General features: G+C 58.8%; 15 protein-coding genes. 5 read left to right on the plus strand and 10 right to left on the minus strand.

The genetic code is table 11. The features are described from left to right. Window positions 1-643: 643 nt before the first annotated feature. Complete coding sequence (locus ACO07N_RS01240; protein WP_421979278.1) at window positions 644-1990, plus strand: protoglobin domain-containing protein; 1347 nt, start codon at window positions 644-646, stop codon at window positions 1988-1990. A 123-nt stretch (window positions 1991-2113) separates the two neighbouring features. On the opposite strand, the gene ACO07N_RS01245 is transcribed toward ACO07N_RS01240, so the two are convergent. Beyond that, on the minus strand, window positions 2114-2341 hold the full coding sequence (locus ACO07N_RS01245; protein WP_421979279.1) for a hypothetical protein: 228 nt from the start codon (window positions 2339-2341) through the stop codon (window positions 2114-2116). 769 nt (window positions 2342-3110) lie between these two features. On the opposite strand from ACO07N_RS01245, the gene ACO07N_RS01250 reads away from it, so the two are divergent. Together ACO07N_RS01250 and ACO07N_RS01255 are read left to right on the plus strand one after the other, a co-directional pair. After that, window positions 3111-3476 carry a hypothetical protein gene (locus ACO07N_RS01250; RefSeq protein WP_421979280.1) on the plus strand — a complete coding sequence of 122 codons (366 nt, stop codon included), beginning with the start codon at window positions 3111-3113 and terminating at the stop codon, window positions 3474-3476. Window positions 3477-4023: 547 nt separating this feature from the next. Further along, the gene (locus ACO07N_RS01255; protein ID WP_421979281.1) at window positions 4024-4284 is read left to right on the plus strand and encodes a hypothetical protein; all 261 of its coding nucleotides are present in this window, start codon (window positions 4024-4026) and stop codon (window positions 4282-4284) included. Window positions 4285-4395: 111 nt separating this feature from the next. On the opposite strand, the gene ACO07N_RS01260 is transcribed toward ACO07N_RS01255, so the two are convergent. Together ACO07N_RS01260 and ACO07N_RS01265 are read right to left on the minus strand one after the other, a co-directional pair. Further along, a complete protein-coding gene (locus ACO07N_RS01260) occupies window positions 4396-6183 on the minus strand; it encodes a methyl-accepting chemotaxis protein (RefSeq protein WP_421979282.1) in 1788 nt (595 codons plus the stop codon). A 657-nt stretch (window positions 6184-6840) separates the two neighbouring features. Further along, a complete protein-coding gene (locus tag ACO07N_RS01265) occupies window positions 6841-7878 on the minus strand; it encodes a helix-turn-helix domain-containing protein (protein WP_421979283.1) in 1038 nt (345 codons plus the stop codon). A gap of 1341 nt (window positions 7879-9219) precedes the next feature. On the opposite strand from ACO07N_RS01265, the gene ACO07N_RS01270 reads away from it, so the two are divergent. Then, window positions 9220-10359 (plus strand): polyamine ABC transporter substrate-binding protein, encoded by a 1140-nt coding sequence (locus ACO07N_RS01270; RefSeq protein WP_421979284.1) that lies wholly within the window; start codon window positions 9220-9222, stop codon window positions 10357-10359. A 190-nt stretch (window positions 10360-10549) separates the two neighbouring features. After that, on the plus strand, window positions 10550-12556 hold the full coding sequence (locus tag ACO07N_RS01275) for an alkaline phosphatase family protein (RefSeq protein ID WP_421979285.1): 2007 nt from the start codon (window positions 10550-10552) through the stop codon (window positions 12554-12556). 8 nt (window positions 12557-12564) lie between these two features. Here the strand turns inward: ACO07N_RS01275 and ACO07N_RS01280 are convergent, their stop codons facing one another. From ACO07N_RS01280 to ACO07N_RS01310, 7 genes are all read right to left on the minus strand, one after another. After that, window positions 12565-14946 carry a putative bifunctional diguanylate cyclase/phosphodiesterase gene (locus ACO07N_RS01280; RefSeq protein WP_421979286.1) on the minus strand — a complete coding sequence of 794 codons (2382 nt, stop codon included), beginning with the start codon at window positions 14944-14946 and terminating at the stop codon, window positions 12565-12567. 717 nt (window positions 14947-15663) lie between these two features. Next, window positions 15664-16065, minus strand: a complete 402-nt coding sequence (locus ACO07N_RS01285; RefSeq protein ID WP_421979287.1) for a rhodanese-like domain-containing protein — start codon at window positions 16063-16065, stop codon at window positions 15664-15666. Window positions 16066-16334: 269 nt separating this feature from the next. Further along, a complete protein-coding gene (locus tag ACO07N_RS01290) occupies window positions 16335-17723 on the minus strand; it encodes an FGGY-family carbohydrate kinase (RefSeq protein WP_421979288.1) in 1389 nt (462 codons plus the stop codon). A 3-nt stretch (window positions 17724-17726) separates the two neighbouring features. Further along, entirely contained in the window at window positions 17727-18041 is a 315-nt protein-coding gene (rhaM, locus tag ACO07N_RS01295) for an L-rhamnose mutarotase (RefSeq protein WP_421979289.1), read from the minus strand. Window positions 18042-18045: 4 nt separating this feature from the next. Next, entirely contained in the window at window positions 18046-19062 is a 1017-nt protein-coding gene (locus tag ACO07N_RS01300) for an ABC transporter permease (RefSeq protein WP_421979290.1), read from the minus strand. Beyond that, window positions 19059-20042 (minus strand): ABC transporter permease, encoded by a 984-nt coding sequence (locus ACO07N_RS01305; protein WP_421979291.1) that lies wholly within the window; start codon window positions 20040-20042, stop codon window positions 19059-19061. Before ACO07N_RS01305 ends, ACO07N_RS01300 begins: the two co-directional genes overlap by 4 nt. Beyond that, the gene (locus ACO07N_RS01310) at window positions 20039-21592 is read right to left on the minus strand and encodes a sugar ABC transporter ATP-binding protein (RefSeq protein WP_421979292.1); all 1554 of its coding nucleotides are present in this window, start codon (window positions 21590-21592) and stop codon (window positions 20039-20041) included. The genes ACO07N_RS01305 and ACO07N_RS01310 overlap by 4 nt, the downstream gene beginning before the upstream one ends. Between the last annotated feature and the right edge of the window lie 4 nt (window positions 21593-21596).

Here is a 21596-nt window from a genome sequence, read left to right on the forward strand (position 1 = left end):
GGCTTGCGCTCCGCGACATGATCACCAAGTGAGGTCAACTCTCTGAAATTCTGTAGTTTTCGCGACTTTTTTCAGCAACTTGCAATGCTTCCGGCAGGGAAATGCGTTTCCTCAAGGGTCATTCGGAGGGCTGAATTCGGAAAAAAATTTAAGTTCTCGTTCAGGAATTCTATTTCAATTTTCTTATGCCTGAAGAAAACACAACCTGGAATTCATATCATTGATCGATCTGTAAAAAGTGTTCCGCAGGCCAGCAGAAGGCCTAACGGACTTATCGATCCTCTGAGCCAGCTGGCTGCATCGGATAACATGCAAATTGCCGATTCAGGTATGTCGTTTGCGCAACTTGATGGCGGAGGTGACGGGACTCCCCCACCACCTTGTTCCAGCAGAAAACGGATCTCGAAACTCGCACGCGTCGGTGCCGCCCCGGCGTTCCGGCACGCATGAATGAACCGGTTGTTGATTCGCCGGCATCCAGCGGCCTGGCCCGCTTTTTCCGCAAATGCCGCCCGGACAGGCCAATCCTGCAATTTATGCTGATACTATAAGCGAAAATTATATAGTCATTAGTTTGATTTATATATTTGTTTACCGACAAACGGTCTTCTTTGCTGACAACAGCCTTAAAGGAAGCACCGACATGACTGACGAAACACTGCAAGAACGTTTGGCCTTCAACAGGATCGACGAAGGAACGATTGCACTGCTCAGGGAGAACGCGGCGACAATCCTGTCCATTCTTCCCGGCGTGCTGGACGGTTTCTACGTCCATATCGGCGAAGTCTCCGAAACGAGAGCGTTCTTTCGTGATGAAGCACACATGCGGCATGCCAAACAGAAGCAGCTGGAACACTGGCAAATCATCGCGGAAGGCCGGTTCGACGGCGACTATGTTGCCTCCGTGACCCGCATCGGAGAAGTCCACAATCAGCTGGGCCTCGAACCGCGCTGGTACATCGGCGGCTACAATTTTCTGATCACGGGCGTTGTTGACGCAATTTCACGGACGATGCCGGTGGGATACACAACGGGAAAACGGCGGGCGTACCTGCGACGGCTGCAGACCGCGGTGATCCGGGCATCGATGCTCGACATGGACTATGCCATCGACGTCTACCTCAAGGCCGGAATCCGGGACCGGCACGAAACGCTGGAGCGCCTGGCAGCACAATTCGAGGAGTCCGTCGGTGGAATCGCCTCGAGCGTTGCAAGTGCCGCCGGTGGCTTGTCGGACGCGTCCCGGGAGCTCCAGGACGGAGCCCAGGAAACATCGGGAAACATTGCCGCTGTTTCCGCCGCAGCCGAAGAAACGGCATCGAACGTACAGACCGTGGCAGCTGCGACGGAAGAAATGGCCGCGTCCGTGACCGAGATCACCCGCCAGATAGCAAACTCGACGGATCTGTCGTCCAAGGCCGTGGAAGGCATGCGGGCCACCAATGGCAAGGTGGAACTGCTGACGTCATCATCGCAGGTAATTGGCGAAATCGTCAGTCTCATCAGCGACATTGCGGAAAGAACAAATCTTCTCGCGCTGAATGCGACCATCGAGGCAGCCCGTGCAGGTGGTGCCGGCAAGGGCTTTGCCGTCGTCGCTTCGGAAGTCAAGCAGTTGGCGGAACAGACAGCCAAGGCAACCGCCGAGATCGAGACACAGGTTGCCAGCATTCAGGGAGCCACCACCGATGCGGCTGCGTCGATCTCAGCCATCAGCAAGATTATCGAGGAAACGCATGTCATCTCCGCGGCCATCGCCTCGGCCGTGGAGGAACAGGACACGGCAACGCAGGAGATCGCGCGAAATGTTGAGGAAGCCGCCAAGGGGACACAGGACCTGTCCCGCAACGTTTCGGCCGTGAGCAAGGCCGCAGAGACCACCGGCATGTCTTCCAGCCAGATCTCCGGCTCCGCCGCACAATTGTCGGAACAGTCCGGCTGCCTGAAGGTGGAGGTCGACAATTTCCTGAAATCGGTTCGATCCGCCTGAGGTTCACGCCGCCGCACGCACGGACCGTTCTCTGCCGGATGCGCAACTGCCGACGGATCAACAGGACCCGACCGGGCAGTCTGCAGCTCTGTCGAAACGTCCCGGCCGCTTACTCCGATCGTCTCAAGGTCGTTCGCGTGGCCGACGCGGAGTTCCCTGTCTTGCTTTTTGTCCCTGCGCCAGGGCCACCAGGGACACCGCCCCGAAGGCAAAGGCCAGATAGGACAGCAGCGGTGCAGCCCCGAGCAGGATCAGCCACCAGAACGAGACACTGACGAGGCCGAATGCCTTGAGCACTGCAAGGACGAAGCATGCCGCCCAGTAAGCGTAAATTCCTTTTGCGTAGGTCACGATTGTCTTTCCTCAACGCTGTCAGGGGAAGCCGGTTTTCGGGGACCGGACATCTGGAAAGCAGGTCGCGGCGCAGACGCGGAATGCGGGTCATGAGCCCGCCTCGCGATGCGCTTGCCACCCGGCCTGCAGAAACGCGGACCGTCCGGGGTTGCCAACGTCACGGCCGACAAAGGAAAACGCTGTTGTGACAGCGGGCCCAAACGCCTCGCTGTTCGATCAGCGCCCCATGCAGTTGTAGAACGGAAAACAGTGGGAACCGGCCGGCTGCGGAACCGGCGAGCGGCATCCAGATCCGGCACGGGTTCGCCAGGAATGGTCTTCGTTGAGAGCCGGCGGTTTCGCGTTCTGTGCGGACGGCACCAAAGCAGCCAACATGAACAGATCATCAATGGACGTCTTTCGTTTCAGACGTCCCCCACACAGGGTCTGGATAGTCGATTGCGATTAAGATTGGATGAAATGGAACCTGAAAACTCGAACGGTTCATGCGGCGCTTGAACGGACCGTGGAAACAGAGGCGGCGGCAGCGAACCCGTTTTTGAGACACCGAATCCGCTACACGAATACTGTGTTTTGCATCGCCGGAAATACTCGCAGTTTTTACAGGGGATTCGCAACATAATATTGCGCAACCTGTATTAACAACCAAAGATTTATCCATGATTGCATACCCAGATATTCTCAGGGCTTTGTCCGGACCTGAGAACTCTGGCGATGATGACTATTGGATATTCAAATGTTGAACGGAAAACTTCCGAAGCAAAATATGCAGGCAACCGAAGTTATCGCACTCCGCAAGTGCATTGAATGCCTCCACTTCGCAAACGCGGATGCAAGGTTCGCGTCAGCACGCAATCCGACGCGCGGAAAGTCCTATGTCGCAGCGCGTGCGCTTCTCGATTACCTCGGAGGAAAGAAACGCGGTTACAGACTGATGCGCGCCGTCGACCAGCACAACGTGCCGCATTACTGGGTGGCCAGCTCGAATGATGCGATCCTCGACCCGACAAAGGCACAATACGAGGTCATGGGAGAGTTCCCACCCTATACGGCTGGAATATCAGTCAGTTACAGGCCCAAGAACAAGCACAGGACCCTGCTTGCGGCAATGAGACGGCTCAAGGTCGCCTAATCCCGTCAGTCGCACGGGCGGGACCGGTCCCCAGGATAAACGGCGGAAAATTCAACACACGATGTGTTGCACGCAGTGTATTTTCCGCCGTTCCTTGATTTGAAGGGCTCAGCTCCTTGACGCGCCCGTGCGGCCCGCAAACGAATTTCCGCGCAATCATTCCGGCAAAACGCGACCGCCGATTTCGTTGCCGCTCGTCCGCCTCGCCACAGCCCCGGATCTTGTGTTTCGGGTGCCACCTGCCTGCCGGACGCTTCGGTTAGCCAGCCCGTCTCACTGCAGATGAAGAATCACTTTCCCAAAATATCACCGGCCTCGATACAACCGGGCAGCAACCAATTGTTGCGCAAGTCGCATAACCGGCTGAATTTCTTCCAACTACTGTCGCACCAGAGCGGGCATTGGCAGCACAGTTTCCAGGGTGCCCAGCGCCCCCCTGAACGCAACTGAGCTGCCTTGCACACTTGTGAACCGATCGGGAGTTCAGCCGCAGACAGACATCGGCTTTCCGGGATGTTTGGTCAGGACGAGACAAAGGAAGGCGCCGATGCGCGACGTTGAAATTTTTTCGACCTGTATTTTCCAGCCGCACAAGCGCGAAGGAGACCGGGACGCCCACCTTCTGTTCTGGTTCATTATCCGTCAGAACGAAATGGACAAGCTGGCAGCCATACGTGTCTACGGTGTCTCCGCCCACGAAAAAGACCGGGCGCGGGAGAATGCATTTCAGCGTTTCAAGGAAGAGCACCCCGAATTTGCCATGGTTCCAATCGTTGCTCTCGACACGGAGAAACCCGCAACAAGGTGATGCGCCGGTTTCCCGCTGAAACCGAAGCCGGAAGGACGTCCCTGTCGGCTCAGCGCAGGGTTCAGGTTCCCGTTGCACTGCGGGCAGCGCGCATCCGCCAAGGCGGCGCCGTTACGCCGCTTTGATTTCTTCCAGAAACTCATCGACTTCCACTTTCAGCTGAGCCGCCTGGCCAGAGAGTTCGGCAGCCCTCATCGTGACCTGGTTCGCCGCGGCCCCCGTTTCCAGAGAGGCCATGCTGATCCCCGACACGGTCTCGGATACGGCATCCGTTCCCCTGGAAGCCTCGGTGATGTTTTGAGCGATTTCCCGCGTTGCCGTGTTCTGCTGATCCAGAGCTGCGGCAATCTCGAGCGTCGTTTCATTGATGGTCGAGATCGTGCCACCGATATCTGCTACCGAGGTGACCGAGGCGCGCGTCTGATCCTGTATCTCCCTGACCAGAACGGCAATACCGTCCGTCGCTTTCGCCGTTTCATTTGCCAGCGCCTTGACTTCGCTGGCAACCACTGCGAACCCCTTCCCGGCATCGCCGGCGCTCGCCGATTCGATTGTCGCGTTCAATGCGAGCAGGTTCGTCTGTCCTGCGATCTTGGAAATCATCGATATCACTTCGCCGATCTTCTCTGCCGTCTGCGCGAGACGATCGATTTGTGTCTCCGTTTTGGAGACTTCCTCGACAGCTTGCCTGGAAATCTCCGATGCCCGCGAAATCCGCGCGCTTATTTCAGCGATGGAGCTGGACAGTTCTTCAGTTGAGCCGGAGACGGCAGAAACATTTGTCGTTGCTTCTTCTGTTGCCGCTGCGACGGAGGTCGTTTGGTTGCCGGTTTCTTCCGCGATGCTCGACATGGACTGCGCTGTCGTTTCAAGTTCCGCTGACGCAAGCGACAAGGTGTCGACGATCGTACCGACTTTCGCAATGAACCGGCTCGAAGCCTCTGCAAGTTTTTTCTGTCGGGCCGCCTCGTTCTCGCGCTCCTGCGCCTGCGCCTCCTCGAGTTCGCGGGTTCGGATCATCCTCTCGCGGAAAGTCTGATAAGCGGCCGCAACGGCGCCGATTTCATCGCGGTGGCGAACCGCGACCTCCCTCGAAAAATCACCTTCGATCAGGGCGTTTATCCCGGCGACAACTTCGCTCAACGGACCGGTGATTGCCCGTCTGCTCAGCAGCAACGCCAGGACGAGCGACCCAACCAGGACGACGCCCGAAATCAGCAGAATGCTTCGAACCGCGAACCGTTCGGCTTCCAGTGCGCTCTGAGCCGCTTCAAGGGTGAAGACGCCGAGGTCCGCGACCATGGCTTCAAGTGCATGGTTCAGGTTGTCCTCGATCGACTCGATGTCCTTGTGAAGGCTCAAGGCCTCGTCCAACTGGCCGGCGTCGATCAATTCATAGGCACGTAGCGCGCGCTCGTTGAAGGTCTTGTGTTTCTCCGCAATGGCATTAAAGGAAACCTGGATCCTCCGGAATTCGCGTTTTGATTTGTCTGAAACCGCCGATACTTCGGCCGCATTGGCAAGCTTTTGCGCCTGGGAGATCTCCTCGTGCACGTCAACAGCGTAGGCAAGAAAAGACTTGCGCGCGTCATCGAACGCCTGCCGCGCTTCAAGATTGCGCTCGAGGCTGAACCCCGCCAGCAGCGAACGTTCCAGGCTGATGGATTGTTCCAACTGATGTGTCGTGATTTCAGTCACGGCATTCGTCAGAGGCACATCCCTGTTTGCGACGTCGTCAATCAACGAGCCAATGTTAACGAGCTGCCACAACGAGATCCCGGACACGAGGACCAGGCCCGCGAGGCACATTGCGACATGCCCGACGATCTTGGATCCTATGCTCAAGGACGATTTGTGTGCGAGGTGACCTGGCTGATTTGAAACAGAAGTCTGCTGCATGTGCCGCTCCGAAAAATTCTGGGAGAAGTCGCGGTATCACCGGGACTTGGAAGGGACGGGATGGAGGCATGAGACATTTCCGAGCGGCCCCTGCGGCATTGGCCGGGGAGCTTCGCTGGGCGAAAGTGGCAAGAAACCGTCAAGGGCTGGCGCAACCGGAGGGCAATCGGTGCGACCGGGCACTGAGCCTTGGCTCCCGGATCGGTTTGGAACCGGAAAAGCGTACTGGTTGCAAGGGAGCATTTGCTGCGGGTACCCGCAGCCGCCCTTTGAACATCAGGTCATTTGGAGGAAGCAGATTGTTGCTGATCATTCCCGGACGTCTCGTTTCTCGGACGTCCCCCACACGGGTTTCACGCTACTGTTTGAATACTGAAAATAGGGTAAACACTTTGGGTCCGGCCAGGTCCGGCGTGAAACGGCAACCGTTCCGTTGACAGGATCGGAGCACGTCGTCCGTTTCGAAACAGGGCGACTTGACAGCCCGCTCGTAATTGAGCCGGCAAAGCAATGGGAGACAACGGAACAGACCGGTCCGCATATTCTGCCCCCAAGGCGGTGAAGGCGTTGCGGCCCGGGTGTACCAAGTCACTCCGTGCGGGATCTTCCGAACCGGGTTCGGGGCCGGTCTGGCGAATGTTCAAGCCGGCCGGCCAGTTATCCGGCAAGAGCTTGGTGCGGCCCGGTCAGCCGGGTGGCATGTTCGCGCGTCTGCGAGGGCAGTTCACCGAAGTGTTTGCCGTAGTAGGACGTGAATCTGCTCCACTCCCAAAACCCTTCCTGTGCCGCAATGTTTCCGATGGACTCGCGATCAAACGTCCCGTCTCTGAGTTTTTTCCGCGCATTATGCAATCGAACAAGGCGCGCATAGGACAACGGCCCCATGCCGACCCGTTCCGCGAAAGCCTGTTCAACGGACCGCTTCGAGCCGAGTTCGAAGATCGCGTGCTGATTGTTGCCTGCCAGATTGTGCGGATTTTGCCGCACAATGCGACGTGCCTTCGCAAAGCGCTCGAGAGCAGCAGATCTTCTCGGGACGTGGAAGCCTCCCTTTTTCAGCCATTCAAGAGAAAGGGAATTCGCAATGTTCGAGACCGCAAGATGATCCAGGGTTTGGAGGTGTTGCTGAGCGCGCTGCCCCGCGTCATTGCGCAGTTTCAGCAACGCATCGCTCACGAAACGGCCAGCCAGGGCTTGCGAACAGATGGTTTCGCCGTCGGAGGCAAGTTTTTCGAACCACTCGGTGATCTCGGGCAGAAGACTGTCGCTCCGCTGCAAAGTCTCGCGATTCACCGTCACGATCAACAGCGGAAACTTTGCCGGCAAAACGGCATTCGTCTCTCCGCGCGGCGGCAACACGTACACCCAGGGAGTCTCTGCCGAGTGTCCGAAAACCGCATGCGCGCCGGCACCGTCCGAACAGATGCAAAAGACGAAGCTGTCCGCATCAGCGACAATGTGCTGCTCGACGGTTTGATTGCAGACCGACAGCTGAACGGCCACTTTTCCAGACACCACCCGTACCAGCTGCCCCCTGAAAACACCTTCGCTCAGCTGCATCAATCTGGCACCGATGCCACGGTAGAGGCTTGCATGAAGGTCGAAGTCGTCCGTTTCGAAACGTTCGGCAGTCAAGTCCGTCAGGTCGATCCTCTCAAGGGATCCCGTGTTTTCCTGTGTGACCAGATCATTCATCGCCGTTCTTCCGCGTCAGTTGGTTGTCGCGACACAACTCCGACTGGGATCTTGCGCGAGATGCCGCACGTCAGCGCCTTCAGCTGGCGAAATGCGTATCTGCAAGTATTTGGCAAACAGAGAGAAGTTGAACGACGAACGCACCGGAACACTGCCGTTTGGCATCATCGCTCGCCCGACATCATGTTGCCAACACAACCAGGATGTGCCAAGGTCGATAAGGCCACCCACCCAGGTGGCACGGGCGCTGAACAGGTGTGGGGGACCTTTTGCGCCAGACCCCGTGTTACTCCTGGGCGGGTGGGTTCGTCCGACACGATCGATCACCGTAAATCAGCGAGGGGTAGCACCTTGCTGACAATTGCGACCGGCGCACCGGAAGTCATTGACCACTCATCCGCAACACACGCGTTTGAGCAGTTTCGTCAGTTCGCGTCACAAGTGGCGCGACACGAACTGACGCTGGGTGCCTTTGTTGCGAGCAGAGGCACCGGTGTTTCTAGTCCGCAGCATCCAGAACCCGCCATACAGGATCCTTCTCACCGGCCCGAAAGGCGGACAATCCGCGACTGACAAAAGACGAGGTCTCCGGCTCTGAGCCCTGCAGGCTTTCCGCATCGCGGCTCGCGGCTGCCTGCCCCCGAGAGAGGCCCTGATTGTCCTGAAACCTCTCCCGCCTGCCTGAAAGAACTGCTTTCTGCAGCAAGCTTTGAAAGGCACAGGCGTCGGCGTTGACGAAAATTCCGTATTTGGGTGACAGGATCCGGAAGGGTGTCCCGACTGATGCCACCGTCAGTGATAATGCGCCATCTGCCGTCACCAAGATCACTCTCCAGTTTGTGAAACGTTGACCAAGTTTTACGGGATTCCGGCATTGAAGCGTTATGCAGAAACCGAATGCCTCACGCCACCATCGCCTGAACTTATTTGTTTGAAATCAATAGCTTGATAATTATCGTGAGCGAATTGCGAAATTCTGAGATTAACACAACATTAACGATACTCAGGAGAGCTTTTCGCGAGCGTGAATCGGGTGGGTCAGGCAGCAGCGGCACCGGCTCCTTCAGGACGGACCGGTGGGTCTCGCCCGGTGAGATCACTCAGGTCACGCTCTTGCGTGCAGAATGGCAGCATCTGCTCGGACGCGAAACGTTCATAGCCTGGCCGGGAGGCCCGCCCGAAATTTTCGTTTCTGAGGGAAATCGGGAAAAGATCTTTCACTCGCGCAAGAACCCGGTTACATCCTGCACGCAAGGTGTGGGACCGGACCGGCTCGATTGGTTTCCGGAATTTGCAGTCAGCAAGTTCGGCGCCCTCGGGCTCGATTGTTGAGGAAACGACGTGAACATCCACACCCCCGGGCGCTTTCGCCCTGCCACTCTTTGCGCCAGGCTGGCGCATGGTTTAACAGCCTCGGCATGCATATTCCTGTCCGCAATCGGCGGAGCGGCTTCACAGGACAGAACCGTCACGATTGCCGCATGGGCCGACTACATCCCGCCGGAGGTCATTTCCGGTTTTGAAGCGAAAACGGGGATCGACGTCGTCTACGACACGTTCGACTCTCTGGAAATTCTGGAAACGAAACTCCTGACAGGTGGCTCCGGATACGATCTGGTCCTGCCGTCCGCCCTCGTTGCCAACAGGCTGATACAGGCGGGCGCGCTTCAGAAGCTGGACAGGGAAAAGCTCGGCAACCATGCGAACCTTGATCCGGATATTCTGGCGTTTCTTGCAAAACACGACGAAGGCAACCGGTACGGCGTGCCCTATCTGTGGGGCACGACGGGCATACTCTATAACCCGGCGCTCGTTTCCGACCGGTTGGAAAATGCGCCTGTCGGCAGCCTGGACGTTCTGTTCGATCCGGCGATTGCGGCACACTTTGCCGATTGCGGTATCGCCATGATCGACTCGCCCGAGGAGGTCGTCGCGATCGCGCTGAACTATCTGGGACTTGACCCCTTTACCGACAGCGCAGCCGACCTGGAAAAGGCGGAAGCCCTCTTGACGTCGGTCAGACCATACATTCGGCACTTCCGGACCGGCGCACTCATCAATGGCCTGGCCGATGGCGACCTGTGCCTGGTCCTGGGGTGGAGCGGTGATGCCGGTCTTGCCCACGCGCGCGCGCTCGAAGCCGGCAACGGCATCGAAGTCGCGTATTCCATCCCCCAGGAGGGAACCGAAGTCTTCTTCGACTTCCTGTCGATCCCCGTGGATGCGCCAAACCCTGAGAATGCGCACGCATTCATGAACTACATGATGGAACCGGCAGCCATCGCCGAGGTCACCAATCAGTACTTCTATCCCAACGGCAACAAGGCGGCATTCGAATACGTGGCAGAGGAGGTCAAGAACGACCCGAATGTCTATCCGCCGGAAGATCTGATGGACAAACTGTTCCCCAACCTTCCGCGCGACCACAGGACCCTGCGCTTGCTGACCAGGAGCTGGACACGGTTCAAGACGGGCAGCTAGGTGTTTGGCGGGCCCTGATCGCTGCCGTTGGGTTCAGGGCCATAGCCAGGCTCCTCGCCGGAGTCGATGCGGGCGGACCGTTCGGAATCCGTTTTGCCGGACGACGACAATTTGCGACATTTCGGGCACTTGAAAGGAAACTGCGCGCACATAAGTCTGAACGACTTGTTGAAAGAGGACGGCACTTTCGATGCAAACTGCGACCTCCGCTGAAAGCCAGGTCCCGGCTGTTCTGGCGGGACCTATCCTGCGGAAGACCCTCCCCGGCCGGCTGTGCTTCTGGCTGGCGGTGCGCGCACCCGCATCTGTCAGACTGGAACTCTTCCCTCCGGACGCTCCGGTACAGACCCACGAGCTGGAGCCCTACTCGGAGGAGCTGGCGTGCCTCAGGGCCGGGGAGCAGCTCTGCTATCTCATGATCGACCTGCGCCTCGAAACGGAGCTGCCGAAGGAAACGCTGGTCGGTTACCGGCTGAGCCTGAAGCTGAGCGACGATCCTGCCGGAGCCTGGCAGGACCACGAGACCTGGGCGGAAGATCTCTGCTACCCGGGATGGAAAACGCCCTTCCTGCGGGTTCCCGACAAGGTGTCGTCCGTCATGCACGGGTCCTGCCGGAAACCTCACAGCCGGTGCTCGGACGGACTTGTTGCAGCCGACCGTCTCGTCGCCGGCCTCCTGACCTCGCCGGACGCATCTGAGCGTATCGCGAACACCCTGCCCGAGTTGCTCGTTCTGAGCGGCGACCAGGTTTACGTCGACGACGTCGCCGGTCCGATGCTGCAGGCAATCATGTTTCTCACGGGAGCCCTCGGCCTGCCCGACGAGACCTTTGACGGGCCCGAAGAGGGTCTGCCTCATTCGGGCGCGCAGCTCCGCGAAACCGGCGGTTGCCTCTATCACCGGGATCAATTGTTGCCCAAAATCGACCAGAAGAGCACGGTGTTCGACGTTCTGTTCGGCGGCACCAACAAGCCGGTCTTCACCTCGGCGCATGCGCGCAATCATCTGATTACACTCGGCGAAATGCTCTGCATGTATCTTCTGGTCTGGTCACCGGCAGCCTGGCGGATCCTGCCCGGCTTCACGGTGCCCGAGAGCCTGGACGACAAGGACAGGCACATGTACGTCCGGGAGCAGAAGACCCTGCGTGAATTTGTCGACGGCCTGTCCGGCGTGCGCCGATTGCTCGCCCATCTGCCGACCGCGATGATTTTTGACGATCACGATGTCACGGATGACTGGAACCTGTCGCTGGCCTGGGAAGACGCCGCCTATGCACACCCGTTGTCACGGCGCGTGATCGGCAATGCGCTGATCGCATACGGGATCAATCAGGGTTGGGGAAACCGGCCGGCAAGGATCCGCGAGGACCTGGAACATCTCTTTGAGACAGCTCTTTCACAACCCGGCACGGACGCGCACGAGGCCGCGATCGACAAGATCCTCGGTTACGAGAAATGGGACTTCGTCTGGCCGACCGACCCGCCGCTCATCGCGCTGGACACGCGCACCCGGCGCTGGCGATCGGAGCGAAATGCGCATTACCCGTCCGGTCTTCTCGACTGGGAGGCGGCAACGGACCTGCAGACCCACCTGAAGGGACAGGATGCGGTGCTGCTTGTATCGGCGGCCCCGATCTTCGGTGTGAAGCTGATCGAGGTGGTGCAGAAGTTCTTCACCCTGATAGGCAAACCGCTCATGGTCGATGCGGAATACTGGATGGCGCACCCGGGCACGGCGAGCGCGATCTTGAACATCTTTCAGCATCGCGACACGCCGAAGCATTTCGTGATCCTGTCCGGTGATGTGCACTATTCCTTTGTCTACGACGTGGAGCTGCGCAACGGCCATTCCGCGCGCCATCGCACCGCGCCAGCCGGTCCGAAGATCTGGCAGATCTGCTCGAGCGGGATCAAGAACAAGTGGCCCGACAGGCTGATCGCGGCACTTGACCGCGGAAACCGGCTGGCATTTTCACCCAGGTCACCGCTCAATTGGCTGACGAAGCGCCGCGGCATGCGGATCATTCCGAGAAAGCCGCACGGCACGCCTGGTGGCAGAAGGATATTGAACGCGTCCGGCATTGGTGTCGTGGAATTGGACAACGAGGGTGCGCCGACGCAGATCCTTCAGATCACGGCCGAGGGAAAAAGCCATACATTCGAACGCCGGGAGGCGGAAGCCCGGATGGACTGAGAAAACACTCAACTCTTTTGTGCCAGCGTCCCGCCGAGGGTTCTTGCACCGCGCCCGGCACCGTTCCGCATCCCTTTGCGCCTGAACGTCTCGTAGAACGCCTCCGCTGACATGGGACGCGCCAGACCGTAGCCCTGCAGAATGTCGCACCCGATGGCGGTCAGGGTCTTGATTTGCGACGGCGTCTCCGCACCCTCGGCAATCACCTCCACCTCAAGGGTCCGGGCGATGTCGATGATCGACTGCACCAGGCTCTTCATGGCCATGTCGGTATCGACGTTCGAAACAAGGGTTTTGTCGATCTTCAGACGTTTCGGACGAATGTTCACCAGACTGGCGATGGACGCGTAGCCGCTGCCGAAATCATCGATTTCCATCTCGATGCCGAGGTCCTGCAGTTGACTGAGCGTCTTCTTGACCTGCTCGCTCGTATCGTCGAGGAAGGTCGACTCGATCAGCTCGAACGACAGACTGGGGACATTGTCTTCAAAATTCTCGAGCGAAAACAGAAGGCTGGGATCTGCCAGACGGTCGGACGAGACGTTGACCGCAAGGCGCGGCAGGGCCAGTCCCGTTTCGTGCCACTCGTTCACCGTGGCGAGAGACTTCAGGAGCACCTGCCTGTCGATTTCGGCGACGCAGTTCATTTCCTCCGCATATTGAAGAAACTCACCCGGAGACAGAATCCCCCTCTTCGGATGATGCCATCGCACCAGCGCCTCGGCACCGGCCAGTTCCAGGCTGCCGGCGTAAAACTGCGCCTGGAAAAACGGGACGAATGATACGCCATCCTCCAGGGCAAACTGGATTTCTTCCTTTGTTTTGCGAATGGACGCCGCCTGCAGGCTCATTTGATGGTCGTAGACCATGTAGGTGTTCTTGCCTGCACGCTTGGCCTTGTAGAGGGCCTGATCGGCGTTTCTCAGAAGATCCGACGCATCGTTTGTCGATTCTTCCGACAGCGCGATGCCGACACTTGCTCCAAGGCTGATCGAGCGGCCCTCGACGATCATCGGATGTTCCAGCTTCCTGATGAGCCTCTCGCTGAAGCCAATGGATCTTTCCGCAGTGCTGTCGTCCTGAAGGATGGCGATGAATTCATCGCCGCCGCTGCGCGCAATGAAGTCCTCCTCGATCGAGAGATCTTTCAGGGTTTCCGCGAGCCTGCACAACACTTCGTCGCCCGCCGCGTGACCGAGCAGGTCGTTCACTTCCTTGAAGTTGTCGAGATCTATGTGCAGAAACGCGAGCGCTTTGTTCCTGGCAGGCTTGCTGCGCGCCTTTTTGGCCGAAACCAGCTCCATGAACCTGCGGTTCGGAAGACCTGTCAGGCTGTCGTGCAGGGCGGCGTGTTCGACCTTCTTCTTGGCGAGCAGCAATTCCTGATTTCGCTTTTCCAGCTCGATCTTCGTCTCGATCAGATCCGTGACATCCGAGTTCGTTCCGACGATCCGGACAGGTTCGTAACTGGGATTTCGGATAACCTTGCCGCGCGAGCGCCACCAGCGCCACGTTCCGTCCCTGTGCCGCATGCGATATGTGACGTCGTAAGGGCTGTCATTCTGCAGCAACGCATCATAATAGGCGAGAACGCCGTCGATGTCTTCCGGGTGCACCCGTTCCTGCCACCACTCGAATTCCGTCGGCGGGGTATCGTAGCTTTCCCCCAACAGGTCGAAATTCTGATCCGAGAAATAAACCTGTCCCGTCTTGTAATCGAGGTCCCAGACGCCGTCATAGGCAGCCTTGATCGCAAGGTCGTATCGCTGGTTAGAGACGAATGTGTGATGGTCGGCTTCGTCAAGATTGCTTGTGCCACGTTCCTCGTCGCCGACAATCGGCAGCCTGTTTTTGCGGTCGATGGAAAAGCCGAGCAGCTCGGCGATGGAGGCAATGAACGCAATTTCACCGCTGGACCAGTCCCTCCGCGCCTGAACGGTCTCCGCACAGACGATGCCGATCGGTTCAACGGCAGATCTGATCTGGGCAACCAGCATAGAAACCGCAGGTGCCGGCCGGCGGCACGCTATCGAGAACGCCGATACCCGTGCATCCCGTGCGGCGTCGCTGGTTTCAACCACCCGTTCCGCAAGTACGGCCTCGAAGAAATCCGGGCAGTCCGCGGCGCAGAGCTGTCGGACCGGCAATTCATCAAACGTTTTCTGAGGATATCCCACCACGCAATCAAGGCGCGCCCTGTCCTGCGGAAACAGCCAGACGCTCAGGCGATCGACATCGAGCTCGTAAAAGGTCTCCTTCGCAACCACGCGCGCGTATTCCAGGCTGGTCGGCTTGCTGTCGAGGAAGAAGCGTTTGAGTTCACCGGCGGGGAAGCAGGAGGGCACAACGGCTGCCGGGCGGAGATCCGGTCTGGGCGGGTTCGTTTTCATTTTCTTTTCCCTTGCCTGTCTCGCTGGTTGCGCCGGCCCGCCGCTCGTCTGCGACCGCCAGGGAGCTGAGCCATCCCTCCAATTGAAGCACCGGACGGACCGGGTGTATCCGCGTCCACTCCTGTCCTTGTGATCAGGCATCTGGCAACTATGGAAGTGGTGAGGCGGGAAACACAGTCGGCGCGACCGGAGAAGTCACCGATCAACAAGCGTGAATTGCAGGCAGAAAACCGCATGGGGCGTGTAAAACACAACGCAAGTACTGACACATACGTCAGCGGATGCTGGAGACCGGAACTCGGCATCATTGGACGTCTCTGTTTGGACGTCCCCCACACGTGGTTTTGATATATCCGAGATTTGTGAATGTAAAGTAAATTCTTACTCTAGGATATCTATCCACTTGGAGATTATTACATCGAAGTCAATAAACTGCGACTGGATGATAGCAAATTACTGATATATTGAATTTTTCGCAAAATTAATTTGCATTTTTCTTTGATATTTTTACTTATAGATAGTCTAGATGACACGACCAGGAATGACGACAATCAATGAAGTTGCCACCATTTTGCTTACTGATTGGATTTATTTCGAGGAAAAAAGTGTCGAAATTCCCGCAATACGAGCATGGAATATGTAATTATTCTATCGATCCTTGTAACACTTACTTGGAAACAAAATACAGCGCTGGCCGTCAAATGTCTCAATGACCGGTCAGCTGTCTGCTGGCGGCATCTCGACGGGACCGCCCTTTTCGGCCCACTTGGAAAAGCCTTCGCGCAGGTGTGCTGCTTCGAACCCCATGTCCTGCAGGGTCGCAACCGTCAGCGCAGAACGCCATCCCGACGCGCAATGAAAGACGAACTTCTTGTCTTCGCCGAATATCTCCTTGAAATACGGGCTCTCCGGATCGACCCAGAATTCCACCATCCCCCGCGGAGCGTGGACGCTTCCGGGAATGAAGCCTGACCTCTGGCGCTCGCGAATGTCGCGAATGTCAACGATGACGACGGCAGGGTCGTCCACCTTGCTGATCAGATCCTCGACCTCGACTTCCTCTATACGGTTCCGGGCCTCGGCAACCATCGAGGCTGCGTTCTTCTTGAGCTTCTTCATGATACCTGATGTTTCAACGGGAATTGGGTTGCGCCCATGTTGACCGCCGGCGCGGACACTTGCAAGTGGCTTAGTCCGGGGTTTGCACCGGCCCTTTGGGACAGGAGACCGCCCGGACATGTCGAACGCGCTTGAAGCCCGGTCGTACGGCTGTTGCCGTCGCACCTCTCGTGAAGTGTGTCCATCACGCCGCATTCCGCGGCAACGCGTTCACAAAGGACGTTTGAACGGAAACCAGAGGCCTGGAACCCGGCCGGCAGACCTTGTGGTCACGTGTTGCGGACCAGATCCTGCCAGGCTTCCGCATAGGTTTTGAGAGACGGTTCGCAGACAGTGTACGCTTTCGCCCGGTGCGCCGGCGCACCGCGCTCGCTGCGCGCGCCGGAGACGAGCATGGCTGCTCCGATGGCCGTACCTGTCGCTGCAGCGCCCTGGACTTCGACGCGCCTGCCGGACGCGGCCTGAAGCATGGCCAGGAAACATTCATTTTGCGCGAAGGGACCTTCAACGATGATCAGGCCATCCGCGCCGATCATCGTCAGCATTTCGGCAGTGACGAGGGCAAGGTAGTATGAGACCGCAACAAAGCGTTCCCCGTCACTCAGACCGCTGTCTTCGACACTCCAGTGTGCCTGCCTACCCTGAAAGGGACCTGAGCGCGGCTCCACGGCGGGAAACAGCATGATTTGCCGGTCAATGACCGTATCGGCATCACGCCGGGCAAATGCATGTTTCCGCGCCTTCATGATGATTTCGAACTCACGGCCACCCATGAACCGGGCAGAAGGGACCGCATCCCCGAACGCATTCACATTCATCAGCGTATCGCGGCCGGGGTCGAGTTTGACCCGGTGTCCGCCGATCGAAAACGCTATGACCCATGTGCCGGTGGAGACCACCGAAAATGGCGCGTCCCGCTTCAGAAGATGGGGCAACAGCGAGGCGTTGGAATCATGAATGCCGCAGTAGACGGGCGTTCGGGGCGGCAGACCGGTTCGCTTCGAAACGTCCGGCTCGAGCGTGCCTAGACAGTCGTTCGCAGGACGCAACCGGGCCATCTTTCCCGAAAGACCCAGCTTGCCGACAAGCGTGGAATACCGGTTCTCGTGCGGATCCCACAGATCGGTATGGCATCCGAGCGAGGAGACCTCATTGGCCTTCACCCCCGTCAGGCGAAACGCCCAGTATTGGGGATAGGTCAGAAACACATCGGTTCGTTCCAGAAGACCGGGATCCGACCTGAATTGCCAGAACAGCTGTGCCCCGACATTGAGACCCATGCCGAGCCGCGGCGACCCTGTTTCGGCGAAACCGGGGCGAAGTGCCTCGTACTCGGACGCAAGGTCGTCCGGACCGGTGAATTCGTAGTCGATCACCGGAGCCGCAAGATCACCGGAGGCAGTCAGAAGCACGCCCGACGCGCCGTGGGCCGTCACCGACAGCGCATCGATGGGATGTGCTTCGTTGAGCTGGCCGAGCGCATTGCAGATGAAGTCCCAGTGTGCCGCCGTGTCGAAATGCGGATAGGGCGGCCCCGGCAAGACCACGTTGGGACAGGTCAGCACGCCGACTTCGCGGTCTGTCTCAAGGTCGACAACGGCCACTTTCACATTTGTCTTGCCGATGTCCAGGATACCGGCATGTCGTGCGCCGCGCATCAGTCAGTCCATGTGAAAGACGGTTTCAAGAGCTTTTGCGACCGGTTCGTTATCCGGCTTGGCCTCCATGATGTCGGCCATATGGGCCCACCAGCGCTGCATCACCGCATGTTTCGGCAGATCGTCCATGCGATGGTTATCTTCCCGCCACAGCACACCGAAAAGCGTCCCGGTCTCACGATCCAGATGGATCGAATAGTCGCGGATACCCGCCTCTTTCAGAAGCTCCACCAGTTCCGGCCAGATGTCGTCGTGGCGTTTCCTGTATTCCGCTTCCATCCCAGGATGGAGCTTCATCTTGAAGGCAAATTTTTCCATGACCTCACCCCCTTCTCGCCGCCAGCATGCGCCTGGCAATCCGCGGCAGCGCGATCACCCCGATCAGGAGCAGTCCGATGAAGATCGACATGACAATCCCCGGCACGTTCAATAAACCGAAGCCGAACGTGACCATGCCCATCACGAATGCGGCGATGACGACGCCGGGGATCGTTCCCGATCCGCCAAGGATGTTGACGCCGCCCAGGACCACCATGGTCACCACTTCAAGCTCCCAGCCGAACGCGATCGAGGGCCTTGTCGCACCAAGCCGGGACGTCAGGCAGATCGCCGCAACGCCGGACATGACACCGGTCAGGAGAAACAGGGCGAATTTGACGCGTGGAACGCGGATACCCGAAAACAGGGCACCAACCGGGTTGTTGCCGATGACGTAGACGGCCCGTCCGAAATTCGTCTTGTGCAACAGAACCCCGAACGCCACCGCCATGAGTGCGAACAGGACGAACTCGAAGGAAATCACCCACCAGACATAGCCCTGTCCGAAAAAGGCGAAATCGGCCGGGTAACCGGTATAGGCCTTGTCGCCCAGAACAATGTAGGAAATGCCCCGGAACAGGCTCATCGTGCCGATGGTCACGACAATGGACGGCAGGCCGAGACCTGTCACCAGAGCTCCGTTGAAGGCGCCGCACAGGAGGCCGACACCGAGCCCGACCAGAACCAGCATCGGGGTGTCCGCGCCGAGCTGCACGGCAAAGCCCATGGCGGTTGACGCGAGCGCGATGATCGAGGCAACGGAAAGATCGATTTCCCCCGACACGATCAGCAGCGCCATCGCGAAGGCGATCAGCGCCTTTTCGGTAAAATTGAACGTGGCGTCCGACAGGTTCCAGGGGTCCAGAAAGTAGGGCGAGGCAAAGCTGTTCAGGATGAACACCGCGACAGCCACGCCCAGGAGCAGAATTTCCCAGCTCGCCAGAAGACGCTGCAGGGGGCTGCGCAGCCGGTCCGGAACCTGCCGGAGGGGTGCTGTTTCGTCGGCCCGCGATACGCTCATTGTGCGTGCTCCGCTTTCTTGAGGATCACCCGGCCCCTGCTCCTGTTCGACGTCGCGTTGAAGGCGACCGCGATGATGATCGCGCTGCCGGAAATCGCCAGCTGCCAGAACGGCGAGATATTGATGACGGGAAGCGCGTTCTTGACGATGCCGAGAAACAGCGCGCCGAGCAGGGCGCCACCCACGGAGCCGATCCCGCCGGCAATCGAGATGCCGCCGATGACACAGGCCGCGACCACCTCAAGTTCGAACCCGCCGGCTATGTCGACATAGGCGACCGCGTAACGCGCAACCCAGAGATACCCGGTGAGACCGGCGAGCGCGCCGGACAGGACAAAGGCGGCGCATTGGGTCCGGCCCACGTTGATCCCGGTATAGACAGCCGCATGCGGATTTCCGCCAACGGCATAGAACGCCCGGCCAAGCGCGGTGCGGCCGATCAGAACCGTGAAACCAAGGACGGCAAGAATGGCAATCCAGGATAGAACCGGAAGTCCCAAAACGGCAGCGCGCGGAAAGGCCTTGAAACTATCGCTCATTTCGTGGGCGTTGATCCACGCACCGTCGGAAATCAGGAAGATGATGCCCCTGAAAATGGTCATCGTCCCGAGCGTCACGACGATCGGCGGAATATCGAGTTTCCAGACCAGCAGTCCGTTCGCCAGTCCCATGATCGCGCCGAGCAGAATGGAGATCGCCAGGATGACGGGGATCGGCAGACCGGGATAGAGCGTGTTCAGCATCGCGACGACCATCCCGGTCAGCGCCAGGTTGGCTGCAACGGAGAGGTCGATGCAGCGCGTCAGGATCACGGCCATCTGACCGAGCGCAAGAATGATCAGCGGCGCCGTATCGTTGAACACGTTGGCAAGGTTGGACGGGCCGATGAAAGCCGGAAAGCGGCTGGCAATGGCCAGGAGCAAGGCCAGGATCGCCGCCCCAAGGACCAGTTCGCGCGACTTCAGGAACGACTTTGTCATTGCGTTTCTCCGGACAGACCGGCCGCGGCCCGCACAAGGCGTTCCGGCGTCAGGTCCGCACCCTCGAATTCGGCCGCGATGCGCCCTTCCCGCATGACGATGACCCGGTCGGACATGCCAAGAATTTCCGGGATCTCGGACGAGACCATGATCACCGCGAGCCCTTGCGCGGCCAGTTCCGCCATGAATTCGTGGACGGCTGCCTTGGAGCCGATATCGATACCCTTGGTCGGCTCGTCCAGGATGATCACCCTTGGCTGCGTTGCCAGCCATTTTGCGATGATCACCTTCTGCTGGTTGCCGCCGGACAGTTCGCCGATGTCCTGATCCAGCGCGGCTGCGCGCAGGTCGAGCCGCCGGGTATAGTCGCGCGTCAGCCTGAATTCCTCCGCAAGACGCAGAAACCCGTTCCGCGACGTGGATCTGAGCGACGGCAACGACACGTTCTGGAAGATCGGCAGCCCCTTGATGGCGCCCTGTTTGCCGCGGTCTTCCGGCACATAGACGATACCGTGACTGATCGCCTCGTCTGGCGTTCGGATCACGGCAACGGTGTCGTCGATCCGTATCGCCCCCTTCGAGGGTTTGGTTATTCCGAAAAGCGCCTGCATGAACTCGCTGCGCCCGGCACCGACCAGTCCGTAAAAGCCAAGTATTTCTCCGCGCCGCAGGGTGAACCCGATATCCTCGAACTCGGTCGGATGGCTGTAGCCGACCACCCGCATGATCTCAGATCCGAGTTCGGGCGTTCGTTTCGGAAACACCTGGTCGACGGAACGGCCGACCATCAGGCGCACGAGATCCGGTTCCGATACGTCGGAGATCCTGCCCGCGCCGACCATTTCTCCGTCCCGGAAAACGGTATAGCGGTCGGCAATGCGGAAAATCTCGTCGAACTTGTGGCTTATGAAGAGGATCGCTTTGCCCTCGGCCTTGAGCCGCTCGACCAGCTCGTAGGTTTCCTCGATCTCCTTGTGCGACAGCGATGCCGTCGGCTCGTCCATGATGACGATGCTGGCGTCGATCGAGAGCGCGCGCGCAATGGCGACCAGGTGCTTGTTGGCAATGCCCAGTTCCTTGAGGAGAACGGACGGATCTATCTGGGCGCCGATCCGCGCAAGCAGATCCCTCGCCTGCCGGACCATCGAGGCCTTGTCGATCAGACCGAAGCGCGTCCTGGGGGCGTGCCCGATGAAGATGTTTTCGGCAACCGACAGATCGTCGAAAAGCACCGTCTCCTGATGGATCGCCGTCACGCCGGCCCTCCCCGCATCCTGCGCGGTCGGGAAGCTGACGGCAACGCCGTTTATGGCGATCTCGCCTTCGTCCGGCTGGTAGATCCCTGTCAGAACCTTGACGATGGTCGATTTACCGGCGCCGTTCTCGCCGACGAGGGCCGTGACCTGCCCAGGATAGAGATCAAGCGCGACTTCGGACAGGGCTTTGACGCCGGGAAAGGACTTCGAAATGCCCCTCAGGGACAGGATCGGCTTTTGCTCATTTGCTGCTGACGGATGCACGTCGCCGACGCCCTGCGTGTTCGCAAGCATTCCC

It is taken from the genome of Roseibium sp. (assembly GCF_965229775.1).
Taxonomy (GTDB): domain Bacteria; phylum Pseudomonadota; class Alphaproteobacteria; order Rhizobiales; family Stappiaceae; genus Roseibium.